20 protein-coding genes are annotated in these 17,408 nt (G+C 70.7%); 13 read left to right on the top strand and 7 right to left on the bottom strand.

Going from position 1 to position 17,408, the window contains the following annotated elements; all coding sequences use genetic code 11:
• The first annotated feature begins 65 nt into the window (after positions 1-65).
• The 7 genes from AB0J88_RS28265 (at position 66) to AB0J88_RS28235 (ending at position 6,512) form a co-directional block, all read left to right on the top strand.
• Entirely contained in the window at positions 66-1,298 is a 1,233-nt protein-coding gene (locus tag AB0J88_RS28265) for an LCP family protein (RefSeq protein WP_364350457.1), read from the top strand.
• 178 nt (positions 1,299-1,476) lie between these two features.
• Complete coding sequence (locus AB0J88_RS28260; protein ID WP_364350460.1) at positions 1,477-2,430, top strand: LCP family protein; 954 nt, start codon at positions 1,477-1,479, stop codon at positions 2,428-2,430.
• 53 nt (positions 2,431-2,483) lie between these two features.
• On the top strand, positions 2,484-2,822 hold the full coding sequence (locus AB0J88_RS28255) for a rhodanese-like domain-containing protein (RefSeq protein WP_364350463.1): 339 nt from the start codon (positions 2,484-2,486) through the stop codon (positions 2,820-2,822).
• Between the two features lie 7 nt (positions 2,823-2,829).
• Positions 2,830-3,612, top strand: a complete 783-nt coding sequence (locus tag AB0J88_RS28250) for a glycerophosphodiester phosphodiesterase (protein ID WP_364350466.1) — start codon at positions 2,830-2,832, stop codon at positions 3,610-3,612.
• A 42-nt stretch (positions 3,613-3,654) separates the two neighbouring features.
• Entirely contained in the window at positions 3,655-5,115 is a 1,461-nt protein-coding gene (locus tag AB0J88_RS28245; RefSeq protein WP_364350469.1) for an ATP-binding protein, read from the top strand.
• A 42-nt stretch (positions 5,116-5,157) separates the two neighbouring features.
• Entirely contained in the window at positions 5,158-5,580 is a 423-nt protein-coding gene (locus tag AB0J88_RS28240; RefSeq protein ID WP_364350472.1) for an ATP-binding protein, read from the top strand.
• A 53-nt stretch (positions 5,581-5,633) separates the two neighbouring features.
• Positions 5,634-6,512, top strand: a complete 879-nt coding sequence (locus AB0J88_RS28235; protein ID WP_364350475.1) for a DUF5926 family protein — start codon at positions 5,634-5,636, stop codon at positions 6,510-6,512.
• Positions 6,513-6,569: 57 nt separating this feature from the next.
• On the opposite strand, the gene AB0J88_RS28230 is transcribed toward AB0J88_RS28235, so the two are convergent.
• Positions 6,570-7,772: an arginine deiminase gene (locus AB0J88_RS28230; protein WP_364350478.1), complete on the bottom strand. Its 1,203-nt coding sequence runs from the start codon at positions 7,770-7,772 to the stop codon at positions 6,570-6,572.
• A gap of 161 nt (positions 7,773-7,933) precedes the next feature.
• On the opposite strand from AB0J88_RS28230, the gene AB0J88_RS28225 reads away from it, so the two are divergent.
• Positions 7,934-8,659, top strand: coding sequence for a hypothetical protein (locus tag AB0J88_RS28225; RefSeq protein WP_364351019.1), 726 nt, complete (start codon positions 7,934-7,936; stop codon positions 8,657-8,659).
• A gap of 109 nt (positions 8,660-8,768) precedes the next feature.
• Positions 8,769-9,257 (top strand): hypothetical protein, encoded by a 489-nt coding sequence (locus AB0J88_RS28220; protein WP_364350481.1) that lies wholly within the window; start codon positions 8,769-8,771, stop codon positions 9,255-9,257.
• Positions 9,258-9,641: 384 nt separating this feature from the next.
• Here AB0J88_RS28220 and AB0J88_RS28215 read toward each other — a convergent pair whose 3' ends face one another.
• On the bottom strand, positions 9,642-10,868 hold the full coding sequence (locus AB0J88_RS28215; RefSeq protein WP_364350483.1) for an RNA polymerase sigma factor: 1,227 nt from the start codon (positions 10,866-10,868) through the stop codon (positions 9,642-9,644).
• Positions 10,868-11,215 carry a YciI family protein gene (locus AB0J88_RS28210; RefSeq protein WP_364350486.1) on the bottom strand — a complete coding sequence of 116 codons (348 nt, stop codon included), beginning with the start codon at positions 11,213-11,215 and terminating at the stop codon, positions 10,868-10,870. The genes AB0J88_RS28215 and AB0J88_RS28210 overlap by 1 nt, the downstream gene beginning before the upstream one ends.
• A 117-nt stretch (positions 11,216-11,332) precedes the next feature.
• On the opposite strand from AB0J88_RS28210, the gene AB0J88_RS28205 reads away from it, so the two are divergent.
• Positions 11,333-11,725 carry an ACT domain-containing protein gene (locus AB0J88_RS28205; RefSeq protein WP_364350489.1) on the top strand — a complete coding sequence of 131 codons (393 nt, stop codon included), beginning with the start codon at positions 11,333-11,335 and terminating at the stop codon, positions 11,723-11,725.
• A 79-nt stretch (positions 11,726-11,804) separates the two neighbouring features.
• Positions 11,805-12,293, top strand: a complete 489-nt coding sequence (locus AB0J88_RS28200) for a hypothetical protein (protein ID WP_364350492.1) — start codon at positions 11,805-11,807, stop codon at positions 12,291-12,293.
• Positions 12,294-12,308: 15 nt separating this feature from the next.
• Here the strand turns inward: AB0J88_RS28200 and pheA are convergent, their stop codons facing one another.
• From pheA to AB0J88_RS28180, 4 genes are all read right to left on the bottom strand, one after another.
• Positions 12,309-13,256, bottom strand: a complete 948-nt coding sequence (pheA, locus tag AB0J88_RS28195) for a prephenate dehydratase (RefSeq protein ID WP_364350495.1) — start codon at positions 13,254-13,256, stop codon at positions 12,309-12,311.
• Positions 13,257-13,464: 208 nt separating this feature from the next.
• The gene (locus AB0J88_RS28190; protein WP_364350498.1) at positions 13,465-14,199 is read right to left on the bottom strand and encodes an AIM24 family protein; all 735 of its coding nucleotides are present in this window, start codon (positions 14,197-14,199) and stop codon (positions 13,465-13,467) included.
• A 104-nt stretch (positions 14,200-14,303) separates the two neighbouring features.
• Positions 14,304-14,663: a metallopeptidase family protein gene (locus AB0J88_RS28185; protein WP_364350501.1), complete on the bottom strand. Its 360-nt coding sequence runs from the start codon at positions 14,661-14,663 to the stop codon at positions 14,304-14,306.
• A 31-nt stretch (positions 14,664-14,694) separates the two neighbouring features.
• Complete coding sequence (locus AB0J88_RS28180; protein WP_089250222.1) at positions 14,695-15,123, bottom strand: OsmC family protein; 429 nt, start codon at positions 15,121-15,123, stop codon at positions 14,695-14,697.
• Positions 15,124-15,160: 37 nt separating this feature from the next.
• On the opposite strand from AB0J88_RS28180, the gene AB0J88_RS28175 reads away from it, so the two are divergent.
• A complete protein-coding gene (locus AB0J88_RS28175) occupies positions 15,161-15,811 on the top strand; it encodes an NAD(P)-binding domain-containing protein (protein ID WP_364350504.1) in 651 nt (216 codons plus the stop codon).
• Positions 15,811-17,403, top strand: coding sequence for an NAD(P)/FAD-dependent oxidoreductase (locus tag AB0J88_RS28170; protein ID WP_364350507.1), 1,593 nt, complete (start codon positions 15,811-15,813; stop codon positions 17,401-17,403). The genes AB0J88_RS28175 and AB0J88_RS28170 overlap by 1 nt, the downstream gene beginning before the upstream one ends.
• Positions 17,404-17,408 lie beyond the last annotated feature (5 nt).

The raw sequence follows: 17,408 nt of genomic DNA, 5'->3' as shown, positions 1-17,408 counted from the left end.
CAAGTTCGTGCCGTGCCGGCGTTGGTTGTGAGCCAGACCCAGGTTTGCTTCGTACCCTGAGTGACATGTCTGCGACCACGTCATCCTCCGGTGGCACCTACGGCCGCGCCTCCGTGCCCCGCCGTTCGCCCAGTGCGCCGGTGTCCGGCGCCCCGGTCTCGGGCGCGCCGTCGGGCACCCGGATCAGTGGCCGGGCACACGTGCCCGGAGCCCGCGGCGAGTCCGGCCCGTCCCGTGGAGTCGGTCGCGTGGGTGGTGGCCCTGGCGGCCCGCGCGGTCCGCGTCGCCCCGGCGCCCCTTATCGCAAAGGCCCCCAGCCCAAGTGGGGCCGGATCGCCCTGGTCGCGGTCGCCGCGCTCGCCCTGCTCGGCCTGCTCGGCGCGGGTGGCACCTGGGTCTACGTGCGCGCGCTCAACGGCAACATCGGACGGACCGACCCGTTCTCCGAGATCACCAACGGCCGCCCGGCCAAGACGGCCAGCGGCGCGCTCAACATCCTGATGGTCGGCACCGACTCCCGCGACCCCGACGCCGCGCTCGACAAGGCCGGCAAGTGGCGGGCCGACACGATCATCGTGATGCACATCCCCGCCTCGCAGGACAAGGCCTATCTGGTCTCCATCCCGCGTGACCTCTACGTGCCGGTGCCCAAGTCGGCCAAGTCCGAGTGCTCGGACTCCGAGCGGCACAAGGTCAACTCCGCCTTCGCGTTCGGTGGACTGCCGTTGGCCGTGCGTACCGTCGAGTGCTTCACCGACGTCCGGATGGACCACGTGATGGCGATCGACTTCGCCGGCTTCAAGGAGGTCACCGACGCCCTCGGCGGCGTCGACCTCAACGTCGAGCGCACCATCAAGTCGATCCACAAGCCCTTCCGTACCTTCCAGAAGGGCGTCAACCACATGAACGGCGAAGAGGCGCTCGACTGGGTCCGTCAGCGCAAGCAGTTCCCGGAGGGCGACTTCGCCCGGATGCGCCACCAGCAGGACTTCCTCCGCGCGCTGATGGACAAGGCGGCCAGCACCGGCACGCTGACCAACCCTGGCAAGCTCAACAGCTTCCTCAAGGCGGTCACCAACGCGGTCACGGTCGACGAGAGCTTCTCGCTCGTCGACATGGCGCTCCAGTTCCGCAACCTGCGCGGCGACAACCTGAAGTTCCTGACGAGCCCCTACAGCGGCAGCCAGACCATCGGGGGCGAGTCGGTGGTGGTCTCGGACAAGAATAAGGCGCTGGCGATGTACAAGGCGATGTCGGACGACAAGATGGCAGAGTGGGCCACGGCCAACAAGAAGTGACAAATACCCCGTTCCGGACGAATGACTGGGGTGGCCCTGGCCCGACATATCCGACTTAAGCTGACGCTAGATCGAGGCTTCGGCGGGGTCGGGAGGGGTCATTCCCAGCGCGAAACGCAAAGGCGACGAGCGGCCCCCTGCGCGGGCCGCCCGCCCACGCTGGGCCAAGATCTTCATCGTGGTCGGTGTGGCGCTGGCCGTGCTGGCCGGCCTCAGCCTCGGCGGGCTCAAGTTCCTCTCCGAGCGTCTCGACGACGCGCTGCACAAGGCCGACCTGCTCGACTCGGGTGCGCGGACCGGCACCGGCGAGCTCCGCGGGCCGCTCAACTACCTGTTGATCGGCTCGGACCAGCGCCCGACGAGCCCCAACAGCCACCGCGCCGACTCGATCGTGATCGTGCACATACCGGCCGGCCTCGACCGCGCCTACCTGATCTCCATACCCCGCGACCTGCGGGTGACCATCCCGCCGTACCCCCAAAGCCAGTACAAGGGCGGCCAGGACAAGATCAATGCGGCGTTCCAGTACGGCCAGGCCGACGGCGCCAAGCTACTCTCCGCCACCGTCACGAACCTCACCGGCGTACGGTTCGACGGCGCCGCGATCGTCGACTTCACCGGCTTCCAGCGCGTGGTCGACCTGCTCGGCGGCGTCGACGTCTGCGTGGACCGGCAGGTCACGTCGATTCACACCGGCCACGTCTTCCCCATAGGGTGCTATCGCATGGACGGGGCGCAGTCCCTCGACTACGCGCGGCAGCGCTACGGTCTCCCCCGCGGCGACTACGACCGCCAGCGACACCAACAGCAGATCCTCAAGGCGATCGCCCAGAAGCTCACCGACCCCACCGTGCTGGCCAACCCGCTCAAGCTGGACCAGACGATCCGGGCCATCGGCGGCACGATGACCGTCGACACCAACGGCGTGCCCCTCAACGACCTGGTGCTGGCCCTACGCCACATCCGCGCCGACAACGTCTACGGCATCCGCATGCCCTCCACCGGCGCCCGCATCGACGGCACCTCCTACAACGTCCTCACCCCGGACGCCGACGGCCTGTTCAAGGCCATCCGCGAGGGTGACGTGGCGGGCTGGGCCGCGGCCAACCCGAAGTGGGTGAACCAGATCTAGGGACACGGACCGGCCCAGCGCAGGCCCAAAAACCAGGGCCTACTCTGGGTGTCGTGTGGAGACCGCAACCGGTTCCGTGGGTCAGCGCGGAAGATGTGCCCGAGGACGCCTACCTGCTCGACGTCCGCGAAGACGACGAGTGGGCCGCCGGGCATGCCCCTGACGCGCACCACGTGCCGATGATGGAGGTGCCCGCCCGGCTGGCCGACGTGCCGACCGACGCCGACGTGGTGGTCGTGTGCCGGATGGGTGGCCGCTCGGCCCAGGTCGTGACCTACCTGTCCAAGCAGGGCTGGGACAACGTGCGCAACCTCGACGGCGGCATGGAGGCCTGGCAGTCGGCCGGCCGCCCGATGGTCAGCGAAAACGGCCAGCCGGCCCGCGTCGTCTGAGCCACCTGTGGGCGAGTCGCCGTTGATCTTCGCGCACCGCGGTTCGTCCGCGGTGCTCCCGGAGCACACGCTGCCGGCCTACCTCAAAGCGCTCGACGAGGGCGCCGACGGGGTCGAGTGCGACGTCCGCCTCACCAAGGACGGCCACCTGGTCTGCGTACACGATCGGCGGTTGGACCGCACCAGCAACGGCAAGGGCCGGGTCAGCCGGCACACGCTGGCCGAGCTCGACGCGCTCGAGTTCGGCAACTGGGGTGACCGGTCCGGCACCGACGACCCGCCCGACCCCGACCGGGCCAGGCTGCTCACGCTCGACCGGCTCCTCGCCGCCGTCCGCGACGCCGGGCGCGAGGTCCAGGTGCTGATCGAGACCAAGCACCCGACCCACCACGGCGGCGACGTCGAGCGCGCGCTGGCCGCGGCCCTGCGCCGCTACGGCCTCGACCAGCCCCGCGACAGCGAGCGGGTCGCGGTGACGGTGATGTCGTTCTCGGCCCTTGCCGTGCGCCGGATGCGCGAGCTGGCACCCGGCCTGCCCACCGCCCTGCTGATGGAGCTGCTCCCCTCGGCCCTGCGCGGCACCCTGCCATTCGGCGCCCGGATCGCCGGCCCCGGCATCCACCTGGTGAAAGCCCGGCCACGGCTCGTCCGTACCCTCCAGGCCGCCGGCAACCGCGTCTTCGTCTGGACCGTCAACGACCCCGACGAGATCGACCTGCTGATCGATCTGGGCGTGGACGGCATCATCACCGACCGCCCGGCGTTCGTGCTCAAGCACATCGGTCGTTAACCGCCCCTTTTCCCTGACGCTCGGGTTGTGCACACTCGGGACGTGCCCGCGCGCCCCGACTATGCGACCTTCATCGCCCGCCACGCCGAGGTGGTCGAACGGATCAACTCGGGCGAGGCCGGTCTGCCGATCCTGGGCGTCCTGCTGCGGCTCGCGCAGGAAGCACTCGGCTCCGCCGGCATGACCTTCGCGGAATACGGCCCGTCCGGTGGCCGGATCGTGGCGGCGACGGGCGAGGCCGAGTGGGCGCTTGGCCGCCCGGTCGACAAGGAGTCACCGGTGAGCAAGCGGCTGCTGACCGGCCTGCGCACCCAGGTGATCTCGCTCGACCGGATCGAGGGGAAGTTCCCGGACCAGGCGACCGGCCACGGCCTGCACACCATGCTGGTCACCCGGGTGATCCTGGGCGGGCTGGTGGTCGGCAGCCTCCAGGCGTTCTACCGCGAGGTCGAGGACCTGCCGACCATCGAGCACCACACGGTGATCGAGTTCGTGGCCGTCAACCTGGCACACATGTACGGGCATCAGGCCGGCCTGCCCGTGCACGGCGACGGACCCGTCGTCGCCGCCCTCGCCGACGGCCTGGCGATCATCGACTACGACCGCAAGGTGCGGCTGTGGAACCCGGCCGCCGAGGCGGTCACCGGGCTCAGCACCGCCGACGTGCTCAACGCGACGCTGCCGTTCCCGATCCCGGTGCTCGGCCAGACGCTCGACCACCGTCTCGCCGACGGCCGCTGGCTCAAGATCACCGCAAGCGAGCTGACCGGCACGGTCGACTCGGTCGTCGTCACCTTCCGCGACATCAGCGACCAGCACCGCCGCGAGGGCGACCGCGACCTGTTCGTCGCCCTGACCAGCCACGAGCTGCGTACCCCGGTCACAGTGATCAAGGGGTACGCGGACACGCTGAACAGCCACTGGGACGAGCTTCCCGAGTACGAGCGCCGGCACGCCACCGACGTGATCGGCCAGCGCGCCGGCGAGCTGGCCAAGCTGGTCGACCGGCTCCTCTCCGCGGCCGACCAGAGCGGCCCGACCAGCGGCTCGCCGCCGACGCCCTTCGACCTCGTCGAGGCGTTGCGGGTCGCCGAGCGGGACCTGCCCACCGCACTGCGCCGGCGGTTGCTGGTCCGGCTGCCGGTCGATCTCCCCAAGGCGGTCGGCGACCGGAGCACGATCACCACGATCCTGACGGAGCTCGTGACCAACGCCGACAAGTACAGCAACGACGGCACCGCGATCGAGCTGACCGCGCAGAGTGACGAGCGGACCGTCGTCTTCCGCGTTTCCGATCGGGGCATCGGGGTACGACCCGAACATGTGGAGCGCGCGTTCGACCGTTTCTGGCAAGCCGAATCGGGTGACCGGCGCCGGTATCCGGGGGCCGGATTAGGGCTTTACCTGGTACGAAGGGTGATAGAGCGACAGAACGGATGGGTGTCGCTCCGCCCGAGGGACGGCGGCGGCACGGTCGCGGAGGTTCGACTCCCCCGTGGCTGACGCGACGGTCGCCGTGCGTGACGGTGATTGGGGAGGCGGGGAGTGACGACGGCGGTGGCCGAGCGGTCCTGGCACGTGGTCGTGCCACACCACGCCCGTGGCGCGCGCGCCGCGCGCCACCAGCTGACCACCGAGCTGGCCGGCACGGTGCCGGCGGACCTGCTCGACGACGTGGTCGCCGTGGTCGGCGAGCTGGTCGTCAACGCGGTGCGGCACGCCCGCCCGCTGCCCGGTGGGGTGATCCGGGTCGACTGGAGCGTCACCGCCGACGGGGTCGTCGAGGTGCGGGTCACCGACGGCGGTGGCCAGGTGCGCCCGAGCCCCCGGCCCGCCGGCCCGCAGGCGCTCGACGGCCGGGGCCTCCAGATCGTCTCGGCGCTGTCCGACCGGTGGGGCGTCGAGCAGGGCGGCCAAGGTCAGAGCGTCTGGGCCGAGCTGGGGGAACGCGCACACTCGCTGGCGTGAAACGCCACCCGCGACCGGGTGCCACGCCCGCGATGGCAATAGGCTGTCTCCCCATGAGTAAGAAGCGCCGGATCAGGAACGACGGCACCCCGAAGCGGGAGAAGCTCCCCGACATGTTCTCGGCGCGCCCGTTCGAGGGTTTCGCCGACGAGGTCGAGTGGATCGCGCTGCGTGAGCTGGTCCCCGCGGCCTCGGCGCCGCTGACCCTCACGCCGAAGCTGATCGAGGAGTTCGGCAACCGACCGGTCACCCTCGCCACGGTGCTGCCGATGGCCTGGCCGGCGATGACCAAGCCGGACGGCCGGATCTTCCTGGGTCTCCAGCGGCACGTGCAGTCCGGCCACGCCTCGCGTGACCTCGCGGTGGCGCTGATCCGGGCCCTGCAGACCTCGCCGGGCAGCCCGGTCTCCGTGCCGGCGCACGCCGGTGTCGGCCCGGTGCTCCAGGACCTCGTCGTCGACGGGCCGCTCGAGATCACCCTCCACGACGGCTTCGATTTCTGGCTCGACGACGACGCGGGCGACGACGCCAACGTCAAGGCGTCACTCGAACGGGCGAACGCCTCGATCTACCCCACCGTGCGGCTGGCCGCGGCCAAAGCCGCGTACTGGTGCCGGGTCCCGGACCGCGGCCACGTGCGCTGGGTGCTGCCCGACGACGAGGACGCCGCGCTGGGCGCGCTGGCCCGGCTCGCGGCCAGCGGCGACCTGCTGCTCGGCGAAGGCACCAAGTTCGCCGGCATGTTCCGGGCGCACGGTCGGCTGGTCCCGGTCTGGGACATCCCCCGCGACCCGGACGCGGCCGACTGGGAGGCACCGCTGGAGTCGTTCGCCAAGCGCTACGCGGACGCCCTCGCCGACTCGTCGCCGCTCGACGCCGCCGCCCGCCGCTCCCGCCAGGGCCTGGTCGGCCGCCAGCTCACCCTGCGCTGACTGCCGGTCTCCCGGACCAGGATGGCGGGCCGGCCAGGTCCGCGACGCGAGTCCCGGTCAGACCCCGTTTCGCAGCATCGGGCACGACATACAGCGTGGTCCGCCCCGGCCCGAGCCGAGCTCGGAGCCGGGGATCCGGATCACCTCGATGCCGGCCCGTTCGAGCTGCGCGTTGGTCTCGACGTTGCGCTCGTAGGCGACACAGAGCCGCGGGGCGATGGCCAGCGTGTTGTTGCCGTCGTCCCATTGCTCGCGCTCGGCGGTGACCGGGTCGAGGCCGGTGTCGATGACCCGCAGCGTGCCGATGTCCATGGCGTCGGCCGCCGCGCGCAGGAACGGCGCCGGACCGTCGACCTGCGGCTCACCGTCCGGGCCGGCGATCACGGTGTACGCCTGGAGCGTGTCCGCATATTTCGGATACATGATGACGGCGTCGGCGTCGACCATCGTCACGATGGTGTCCAGGTGCATGGTCGCCCGCTCCTGCGTGATGGGCACAACCAGGATCGTGTGGGCCAACCCGGCCTCGAAGATCCGGCGGGACAGCCGCTCCGCGCCCGCCGGCGTGGTCCGCTCGCCCACTCCGATCGCGATCACGCCCTCGGCCAGCAGCAGCACGTCGCCGCCCTCGACCGGCTCGAGGCTCGCGTCGTAGACGAATTGGGTGCCGACGAACCGCGGGTGGTACCGGTAGATCGCGTCCGTCAGCGTCGTCTCCCGGCGCCGGGCCGGCATGGCCAGGCTGGTCACCGCGGCCCGGTCGCGTACCCAGACCGAGGAGTCCCTGGTGAACAGCAGGTTGGGCAGCGGATCGATGACGAAGTCGTTGCTCGCCATCAGCGAGTAGACCAGGCCGCCCGGCCGGTCCACGCTGGTGCGCAACTCGTCGTGGGCCAACCCGCCGATGAGGACACCGGCGAGGCCCGACGGGTCCAGGTAGGTCAGATGGTCGGCGACCCTGCGCCGCAGGGTGTCACCGAGCCGGGGATCGTCGACGACGCTCGCGGTGATCTCCGCCCGCGCCTCCGGCACCGACAGCGTCTCGGCGAGCAACTGGGACACGTAGAGGACTTCGACGCCACGTGCGCGGAGGGCCGCGGCGAAGGTATCGTGTTCCTCTTGGGCCCGGCCCACCCAGGGAATGCCGTCGAAGAGCAGCGAATCGTTGTTTCGCGGGGTCAGACGGGCCAACTCCCGCCCGGGCCGATGCAAGAGCACAGTCGCCAACCGGCCAACTTCGCTTCCGACGTAGTTCGTCACAAGGCCCGAGCCTAGGCCGTGGTTGTCACCATCCGGGAAAAGAGCCGTACCGTGAATGCGGCATTCATCCGCACTCACTCCACCGGTACGTCTTGCAAGAGTACTGGTGTCACCACGTACGGTAGTTAGACAGCCAAAGCTCGCCCTTGCCGGAGGCAGCGATGACCGTATTTCCTGCGCGTCGAGCCGTCCCCCTCACCCCCCGACGAGCTCTGCCGAGCGCAGAATCCGCCCAGCAAGACCTACTCGAAGCAGCACGTCCGCGCCCGATGGACTGGGCCCGCCGCCGGCGGGCCGAACGAGACGCCCGCCGCATCGAAGCGGCCGGCGCACGCGCCCTCAACCGCATCGAGCACCTCGGCCCCTCGTGGCACGTGGTGGAGTGGCCCCGCACCGACTCGTTCGACGCGCTGTTCACCGGCGCCGACGACCAGGCCGGTTTCTTGGTGATCGGGCCCAGCGGCCTGTTCGCCGTGACGATCGCCGACCACGGCCGCGCCCGCGTGATGGTGGCCGGTGACGTGGTCCAGATCAGCGGCAAGCGTCCGCCCTACGTCTCGGAGGCCATCCGTGACGCCAGGCGCGCCTCCAAGGCGCTCAGCGGCGCCACGGGCCACAGCATTCCGGTGACGCCGGTGTTGACGTTCGTCGGTTCTGGCGTCATCAGCGTCTACGGGCTACCCAAGGACTGCCTGGTCGCGACCCACCGCGAGCTCGACCGCCTGCTCGTGGCCGGAGGCGACCGGATCAGTGCGGCCACCGCCGAAAAGTTGTCCCATGTCGCCAGCCAGCCGACGACGTGGCTCAACATGGCAAACAGCGGCGGAGGCTACCGGTGGTACGAAGACGGACGAACCGCTTCGACCAAACTGGCCACCCGCCGTTGACCGCTGCGGCGCTACCATCCGCAGCACTGGCCGACTGGAGGGTCGTCGGCACGCGAATCACCGGTTAGCGTGACGGTGGGGCAACTGCCGGCGATGCACAGGAGGCGCGGTGGCGCACGTCGAACTCGAGCTCGAGGCACTGACACCTCGCGAATCCGAGGGTGTCGAGCCGACCACTGGCCCGCCCGCGGGTGCCGCGTGGAGCGCAGCACCCTGGTCGACCAGCTTCGACCGCTGGGCCGAGACGGTGTTCGCGGCAGACGAGCCCTGCCTGGTCATCGACAGCTCGATGACCATCGTCGCCGCGTCCGCCGCGTGTTGCGCCCTGCTGGGCCTCGCCGACCCGCGCACCGCGGTCGGTCAACCGCTGCTCGACGCCGGCCTCCGCCTGGTCGACTTCACGGCCGCGCGCAGCGAGCTCACCGAGACCGAGATCGAGAAGATCCCGCCACTGCTCGCGGTCACCTCCGGCCGCCAGGCGAGAGGTCTGCTCCGCGTCCACCACGACGACATCGACGCCACGGTCGACGCGATCGCCACTCCACTTCAGCGCGAAGGCGAGACCGTGGGATCGCTGACCTTCTTCGCCACGGTCTGAGGCCGAAAACCAAGATTAAGTTCGGCGAGATCAAGTTCTTCAAGATCAAGGCGGGGTCCCGGGGCCGTGGTGGTCCGGACCGTTGCTCCCGCCGGGGACCGCTCCGCTGCGCTGCGCTGCCACCTTCGCGGTTGGCGCAGCTTCGAACACTTACCAACCGTCGCGCGTTCGCCGCTTGGGCGCATCGCGCACAGCCAGCGATCAGCGACCTCCGCGCGGGTCATCGCCGCAAGGCGCATCGCGCCGGCAACAGATCATGACCACCCACCGGCCCACCGCCACACGAACGACCTCCGCGCAGGCCACCCCGCGATCGGCGCGTCGCGCCGATAACAGGTCGCGACCTTCCCACCAGCCGCCACGGCGCGGCCGCATGGGTCGTGCCTAGTGGTCAGCGACTTCCGTGCGGCGGCGTAGGAGGTAGGTTCGCTCCGGGTCTGATGTGGTCAGGGTCAGGGCCTCGTCGTAGGCCTTGACCGCTTCCGCTCGGCGGTTCAGCCGGCGCAAGAGGTCCGCGCGGGTGGCCGGCAGCAGGTGGTAGCCGCGCAGGGCGCCTGTTGCGGCAAGGCGGTCGACCAGGGCCAGGCCGGCCTGTGGGCCGTCGGCCATCGCTACCGCTACCGCTCTGTTGAGTTCGACCACCGGTGACGGCGTCAGTTTGGCCAGTTCGGTGTAGAGGCCCGCGATCTCCGTCCAGTCCGTGTCCGCCGCTGTCGGTGCCGTCGCGTGGACGGCGGCGATGGCGGCCTGGACCTGGTACGGGCCGGGGCGCCCGCGCCGCAACGCACGGCGGAGCAGCGCGTCGGCCTCCGCGATCCTGGTGGTGTCCCAGCGCGAGCGGTCCTGGTCCTCCAGCGGCACGAGCTCGCCGGAGGAGTCCAACCGGGCCGCCCGGCGGGCGTCGTGCAGCGTCATGAGGGCCAGCAGGCCGGCGGCCTCGGGCTCGTCGGGCATCAGCGCGACCAGCACCTCGGCCAGCCGGATCGCCTCGCCGGTCAGGTCGACCCGGACGAGGTCGGTGCCGGCCGTGGCCGCGTACCCCTCGTTGAAAAGGAGATAGACCACCGCGAGCACGGCCGCCAGGCGGTCCGGCAGCAGGTGGTCCGGTGGCACCCGGAACGGGATCGCCGCATTGCGGATCTTGCCCTTTGCCCGGAACAGCCGCTGGGCCATGGTCTTCTCCGGCAGCAGGAACGCGCGGGCGATCTCCGCCGTCGAGAGCCCCGCCAGCGTGCGCAGGGTCAACGCCACCTGCGCCTCCTGGTCCAGGGCCGGGTGGCAGCACGTGAAGATCAGCTCGAGCCGGTCGTCAGGGATGCTGTGGGGCACGATCTCCGGCTGGGGCATCGCGACCACCTCCCGCAGCTTCTCGGCCTCGACGGCGGCCCGGCGCACCCGGTCGAGCGCCCTGTTGCGCGCCGTCACCACCAGCCAGCCGCCGGGGCGCGACGGCACACCCTCGTGCCGCCAACGCTCCAGCGCCTTCGCGAACGCGTCCTGGGCGCACTCCTCCGCGAGGTCCCAGTCACCGGTCAGCCGGATCACCGCCGCCACCACGCGACCCCATTCCGCGCGGTAGACGGCGGCGACCTCGGCGTCGACGTCCGCCATCAGTCCCAGAACGGCCGGACGTCGACCATGCCGGCCCAGGCCATCGGGTGCTTCGCCGCGATCTCGATGGCCTCGTCGAGGTTCGCCGCCTCGATGATGTCGAAGCCGGCGATCTGCTCCTTGGTCTCCGCGTACGGCCCGTCGAGCACCACCACCTCCCCGTTGCGCACCCGCACCGTGGTGGCGTCCGAACCCGGCCGGACCCGGTTGCCGTCCAGCCGCGCGCCGCGCGTGTCCATCTCCGTGACCCAGTCCTCGACGGGCATCGGCCCACCGGCCGCATCGATGGACTCCGCTCCCGGTTCGTTGCCGGGTGCCTCGACGCAGATCAGAAACAAGTACTTCATCTCCGGTTCCTTTCCATTTCGCGTCAGCTTCCACCTCTACGACGAACGAGTTGGCCCGCCCACTACCGACCGGGAAAAAGTTCTTCCGAGCGGCAGTCTGGTCGTACGCTTCCTGTCATGCCTGCTCTTGATCTTTTGCCGGAGGATTACGCGGTTTGCCGGCTTCCGCCCGGCTCGGCGCTCCCACCGGACCTGGTCGACGGCAGCGCTGGCAAGAACTCCGTGGTCTCGGTGACCTGGACGGCCGACGAGGTCTCCGTGATCTGCCGGGCCGACCTCGTGCCGGACGGCGCCACCGCCGAGGCACCCTGGCGTTGCCTGCGGGTCGCCGGCCCGCTCGACTTCGCGCTCACCGGCATCCTGGCCTCGATGGTCGCCCCGCTGGCCGCGGCCCGCGTCAACATCATGGCGTTCTCCACCTACGACACCGACTACATCCTCGTGCCGAGCGTCCGCCTCGCGGAAGCGGTCGCGACGCTCGACCAGGCCGGGCATCCGGTGACCGTCTGAGCGGGCATACGATGGCCTGGCCCTCACCCCAGTCGATGCCCCACCCCGAGGTACCGTGCGCCGCCCCATCCCCCTTGGCATGCTTGCCGCGTCCGCGACGGTCGCCCTGCTCGCGGCCGGTTGCGGCACCCCGCCGGAGCTGAACCCGCCCGGCACGACGGTCCCCCGCCCATCGGCGACCGCGAGCCCGAGCCCCAGCACGCTGGCGCCACAGCCGCCCCCACCGCCGCCGCCGAGCCCGACCGCGACGACCGGCTTTCCGGAGAGTCCCGCCGTCGCGTGCGGCGGTCGGCCGTCCGCCGCCCAGGTGATCACGCTGCTGAAGCGGCGCGGAATGCTCGGTTCGTCGTACAACGGGCGGGTGACGGTCGGCCCGATGTGCGCCGGCACCTGGCAGTGGAGCGTGCTCGACACCAGCAACGGCCCGCTCCAGGCGGTCAGCGAGATCAAGGGCAACACGCTGCGGCTGATCACCGCCGGCACCGACGTGTGCAGCATCGAGGTGCGCGCGGGCGCACCGGCGGGGATCCGCGCGGCCGCCTGCGACGCGCTCCCGCCGTCGTTGTAGGGCCCAGGGCCCGTCCTAGCCCTGGCGGATGCGGGCCAGCCAGGCCGCGGCGTCCGCGTAGTCCACATCAGACTGACCGGGCGGCGCCGGCACCGGGCCGTCGCCCTCCGAGCCGGTCCAGCGGTGCCGCGGGTACGAACCCAGGAAGCGCACCTCCGCGCTCACCCGGCGCAGACCGCGCAGCGCTTCGCCCATCCGGTCGTCGGCCACGTGCCCGGTGCAGTCGAGGAAGAACGCGTAGCGGCCGAGTGCCTCGCCGGTCGGGCGCGACTCGATGCGGGTCAGGTTGACCCCGCGCACCGCCAGCTCCATCAGCACCGCGAGCAACGCGCCGACCCGGTCGTGCGCGATGTAGACGGCCAGCGAGGTGCGGTCGTCGCCGGTCGGCGGTGGCGGCGTGCCCGGGCGGGAGACCAGCACGAACCGGGTCACCGCGTCGCCGTGGTCGGCGATTTTCTCGGCCAGCACGGTGAGCCGCTGCTGCGCGGCGCCGATCGCCGCGCAGATCGCCGCGTCGTGCTCGCCGGCAGCGGCACTGCGCGCGGCGGCGCCGTTGGACAGCACGTCGACGACGACGGCGTCCGGCAGGTTGTCGCGCAACCAGCCCCGGCACTGCGTGGACGCCTGCGGGTGGGCGGCGACCGAGCGGATGTCGGCGAGGCCGACACCGGCGCGGGCGGCCAGCACGAACTCGACGGGAAGCACCACCTCGCGCGTGATCACCAACGGCGAGCCGGCGACCATCTCGTCGAGGGTGACGCCAACGCCCCCACCGATCGAGTTCTCCAGCGGCACCAGCGCGGCGTCGGCGTCGCCCGAGCGCACCGCGTCGAGCGCCTCACCGACGCTCCGGGCGGGCGTGCGCTGACCGCGCTCGGCGGCCGGAATGGTCCGCAACGCCTGCTCGGCGAAGGTCCCCTCGGGCCCGAGGAAGACATACCTGGTAGGAGGCGTTCCCGGCATAAGGTTCAGAGTAGGCGGCGGGCGAACAGCAACCCCCGAAGGGGTTGGCGCCGAGCGGGACTCGGCGCCCCGCGAACCGCACCCACAGTCCGCGAAGCGCCGCTGGTGCGGTGTGGTGAGGACGCTGCGACGAAGTCGTCAGCGCCCGGAGCCACACCGCACCAGCTAAGAGGCGCGAAGCCGCCGTGCCGGAGGCGCGGCCAGCAACTCAGTTCCCGAGGAGGCCGCCCAGCACGCCGCCGCTCTGCTGCTGGCCGCCGGCCGCGCCCGCGATGCCGCCCGGGGGCTCCTCGGAGGGCTGCACGACGACGAAGCCCTGGCCGGCGAAGCTCATCGTGAAGGCCTCACCGGTGCTGCGGCCGAGCAGCGTGCCGAGGCCGAGCTGGTCGGCGCGGTGGTAGCCGGTCTGGAGGTTGTGCGACCAGCAGATCGCGGCCTGCGGGTCGACGTAGGTCGGCTGGTCGACGTTGAGCACGACCGGCGTGCCCTTGGTGGTGATGGCGATCCGGCCCTGGCCGCTGAACACGCAGTTGAACAGGCCGGCGGAGGACATCATGCCCATGCCCTGGACCATCTTGATGTCGTATTGAAGCGACGAGTCGAAGGCCAGCACGTTGGCACCGTTGATCGACAGGGCGTCGCCGTGCTCGAGGTCGACCAGGTGGATGTCGGCGGCCCGGTCGCCCAGGAAGACGTCGCCGCGGCCGCTGACCTTCATCAGCGGCACACCCTCGCCGGTCAGCTTCTGCTTGAGGAACTTGCCGATGCCGCCCGAGCCGAGGGCCTGGAACTGCACCTGACCCTGGTAGGCGACCATCGAACCGGTGCGCGCCATGCACTCACCGTTAAGCTCGATCTTGAGCATCTTGGAGTTCTGCAGCCGCATGCCCGGCTGATCCGACTCCTTCTCCAGGTTCTCCGCGGAAAACAGCGCGCTACGCATCTGTGCGTTCCTCCATCGACTGGTGAGTGCTGCACAAGAGCGTAGGTAACCTGCGCAAACGCCAAGCGCCGACTGTCGCCAAACCGACCTTGACCTTCGCGGCATCAGCCCCAGCCGAGCTCGTGGAGGCGCTCGTCGTCGATCCCGAAATGGTGGGCGATCTCGTGGACGACCGTGACCGCGACCTCGTCGACCACGTCCTCGTCGGTGTCACAGATAGACAGGATCGGCAGCCGGTAGATGGTGATCCGGTCGGGCAGCACCCCGGCGTAGTTCCAGCCGCGGTCGGTGAGCGCGTGGCCCTCGTAGAGGCCCAACAGCCGGGTGCCCGGTGGCGACCGGTCCTCGACCAGGATCACCACGTTGTTCATCAGGTCGAGCAGTTCCTGGGGGACCTCGTCAAGCGCGTCGCCGACGAGTTCCTCGAAGCGCTCGCGACTCATCTCGACCGGCACGGCTCCCATTGTGCCGTGCCGGTCGCGACGGAAGACCGACTCAGGCGAGCCGGGCGGTCATGGTGATCTCGGCGCCAGGGGAAAGCAGGCGCGAGATCGGGCAGTTCTCCTTGGCACCCTGGGCGATCTTCTGGAGCTCGCCGTCCTCGATGCCCGGGGCGTCGACGACGCTGTCCAGGTCGATCCGGGTGACCGTCATGCCGGCGTCGGTCTTGTCGAGGTGCACCTTCGCGGTGGTCTCGACCGAGGTCGGGGTGTGGCCGGCGTCGGCGAGGCCCTTCGAGAAGGCCATCGAGAAGCAACCGGCGTGTGCGGCGCCGATGAGCTCTTCGGGGTTGGTGCCCTCACCCTCCTCGAAGCGCGACTTGAAGCTGTAGTTCCCCTCGAAACCGCCCTTGCCGGTGCGGATCGTCCCGGAACCTTCGGTCAGGTTGCCCGACCAGCGGGCGGAAGAAGTGCGGATTGGCATGCCTCGACGCTAGTCCACGGTCCGGCATGATTGCTGGATGCGGATCGGCATCCTCGGCACCGGCGCGGTTGGTCAGACCTTCGGTACCCGGCTGCGCAATCTTGACCATGACGTCACGATGGGTGCGCGCGAATCGGACAATCCGCGCGCACTGGAGTGGGCCGAGGCACACGCGGCCCGGAGCGGCACGTTCGCCGAGGCGGTCACCGGCGCCGAGCTCGTGATCAACGCCACCGCCGGCCAGTACGCGGTCGACGCGCTGCGGATGGCCGGCGGCAACGAAGCCCTGGCCGGCAAGGTGGTGCTCGACGTCAGCAACCCGCTCGACTTCTCCACCGGCGAGATGCGGCTGAGCGTCTGCAACACCGACAGCGTCGGAGAGCAGCTCCAGCGCGCCTTCCCGGACGCCCGAGTCGTCAAGAGCCTCAACACCGTCAACGGCAGCGTGATGGTCGAGCCGACCCTGGTCCCCGGTCAGCACACGATGTTCGTCGCCGGCAACGACCCCGACGCCAAGCGCGTCGTGACGGCGCTCCTCGGCGAGTTCGGCTGGGCCGCCACCAACGTCCTCGACCTCGGCGGCATCGAGGCGTCCCGCGGCATGGAGATGTACCTGCCGCTCTGGGTGTCGATCCTGCGCGCCCTCGACGGCAACCTCGCCTTCAACATCAACGTGATCCAGGGCTGATGGCGGCGTACGACGTCATCGTCATCGGCGGTGGCCACAACGGACTGGTGGCGGCGGCCTATCTGGCCCGGGCCGGTCGCCGCGTGCTGGTGCTCGAACGGCGCGACACGGTCGGCGGCGCGGCGGTCTCCGAGCAGCCGTTCGGCCCCGACTTCACCGTCACCAGCCTGTCCTATGTGGTTAGCCTCCTGCCCGCCGACATGGTGCGGGACCTGCGACTGGTCGAGCACGGCTACCACGTCTACCCGCAGGGGCCGTACTTCGCGCCGCGCGCCGACGGCCGCTACCTGCGGCTCCCCGACGACCCCGCGGAGCGGCACCGGGAGATCAGCCGGTTCTCCGCCCGGGACGCCGACGCGTACGAACGCTGGGACGCCTGGCTCTCCCACCTCGGCCGGCTGGTCGGCCCGCTGCTGCACGAGATTCCGCCGAAGCTGGGCTCGAAGCGACCGCTGGACCTGGCCGCGCAGGCGGGGCTGGCCGGCCGGCTGCGCCGCGTCGACGTGCGCGCCGCCGTCGACCTGACCCGGCTGTTCACCGCGAGCATCGCCGACCTGGTCGAGGACCGCTTCGAGTCCGACGCGATGCGCGGCCTGCTCAGCGTCTCCGGGGTGATCGGCACCTGGGCCGGCCCACGCAGCCCCGGCACCGGCTTCGTGACCCTGCACCACCACCTCGACCAGACCGGCGGCCAGCAGGCCGGCTGGGGCTTCCCGCGCGGCGGCATGGGCGGCGTCACCCAGGCGATGGCGGCGGCCGCCCGCGCCTTCGGCACGGAGATCCGGACCGGGTCGCCGGTCGCCCGGATCGACACGCGCGGCGGCGCGGTCCACGGCGTCACCCTGGCCGACGGTACGGAGCTGCGCGCGCCGACCGTGATCACCACGGCCCACCCACGGATCTCGTTCCTGGAGCTGCTGGACCGGGCCGAGCTGCCGGACGACTTCGTGGCCGACATCGAGGCGTGGCGCAGCCGGTCCGGCACCGTGAAGGTGAACTTCGCGATCGACCGGCTGCCCACGTTCACGAGCCATCCGGCGTACGACCCGCAGGTGCACGGCGGCACGATCGTGCTTGCCGACTCGCTGGAAGAAATCGAACGTTCGTTCACTGAAGCGTCCGCCGGCAGCCCGGCCACCCTGCCGTTCGCCGACATCTGCATCCCGTCGGTCCTCGACCCGACGCTCGCCCCGGAGGGCAAGCACGTGGTCAGCGCGTTCACCCAATGGGTGCCGCACACCTACGCGGCCGCTCCGCACACCGCCGAGCTCGACGCGTACGCCGACCGGTTGGTGGAGCGTCTGGAGACGGTCGCTCCCGGGTTCGCCGGCTCGGTCATCGGCCGCCAGGTCATCGGTCCACACACGATGGAGCAGGAGTACGGCCTGGTCGGCGGCAACATCTTCCACGGCGAGCTGACACCGGGCCAGATGTTCCACGGCCGACCGGCGGCGGGCTATGCCGACCTGCGTACGCCGATCAGGGGTCTTTACCAAGCAGGCAGCGCGACCCACGGCGGTGGCGGGGTGACCGGCATCCCGGGCCGCAACGTGGTCAAGCAGATCCTGCGCGACCGCCGGCGCCGGCCCTGATCAAC

Origin of the sequence: Asanoa sp. NPDC049475 (genome assembly GCF_040676915.1) — a bacterium.
GTDB lineage: Bacteria > Actinomycetota > Actinomycetes > Mycobacteriales > Micromonosporaceae > Asanoa.
The sequence above is the reverse complement of the archived record's forward strand: the minus strand, read 5'-3'. Positions and strand labels throughout refer to the sequence as shown.

Excerpts from the sequence above, each read along its gene's own strand:
- AB0J88_RS28265 (WP_364350457.1), top strand. The coding sequence starts at position 66 with ATGTCTGCGACCACGTCATCCTCCGGTGGCACCTACGGCCGCGCCTCC.
- AB0J88_RS28235 (WP_364350475.1), top strand. The coding sequence starts at position 5,634 with ATGAGTAAGAAGCGCCGGATCAGGAACGACGGCACCCCGAAGCGGGAG.
- AB0J88_RS28225 (WP_364351019.1), top strand. The coding sequence starts at position 7,934 with ATGACCGTATTTCCTGCGCGTCGAGCCGTCCCCCTCACCCCCCGACGA.
- AB0J88_RS28215 (WP_364350483.1), bottom strand. The coding sequence starts at position 10,868 with ATGGCGGACGTCGACGCCGAGGTCGCCGCCGTCTACCGCGCGGAATGG.
- AB0J88_RS28210 (WP_364350486.1), bottom strand. The coding sequence starts at position 11,215 with ATGAAGTACTTGTTTCTGATCTGCGTCGAGGCACCCGGCAACGAACCG.
- AB0J88_RS28205 (WP_364350489.1), top strand. The coding sequence starts at position 11,333 with ATGCCTGCTCTTGATCTTTTGCCGGAGGATTACGCGGTTTGCCGGCTT.
- AB0J88_RS28200 (WP_364350492.1), top strand. The coding sequence starts at position 11,805 with ATGCTTGCCGCGTCCGCGACGGTCGCCCTGCTCGCGGCCGGTTGCGGC.
- pheA (WP_364350495.1), bottom strand. The coding sequence starts at position 13,256 with ATGCCGGGAACGCCTCCTACCAGGTATGTCTTCCTCGGGCCCGAGGGG.
- AB0J88_RS28190 (WP_364350498.1), bottom strand. The coding sequence starts at position 14,199 with ATGCGTAGCGCGCTGTTTTCCGCGGAGAACCTGGAGAAGGAGTCGGAT.
- AB0J88_RS28185 (WP_364350501.1), bottom strand. The coding sequence starts at position 14,663 with ATGGGAGCCGTGCCGGTCGAGATGAGTCGCGAGCGCTTCGAGGAACTC.
- AB0J88_RS28180 (WP_089250222.1), bottom strand. The coding sequence starts at position 15,123 with ATGCCAATCCGCACTTCTTCCGCCCGCTGGTCGGGCAACCTGACCGAA.
- AB0J88_RS28175 (WP_364350504.1), top strand. The coding sequence starts at position 15,161 with ATGCGGATCGGCATCCTCGGCACCGGCGCGGTTGGTCAGACCTTCGGT.
- AB0J88_RS28170 (WP_364350507.1), top strand. The coding sequence starts at position 15,811 with ATGGCGGCGTACGACGTCATCGTCATCGGCGGTGGCCACAACGGACTG.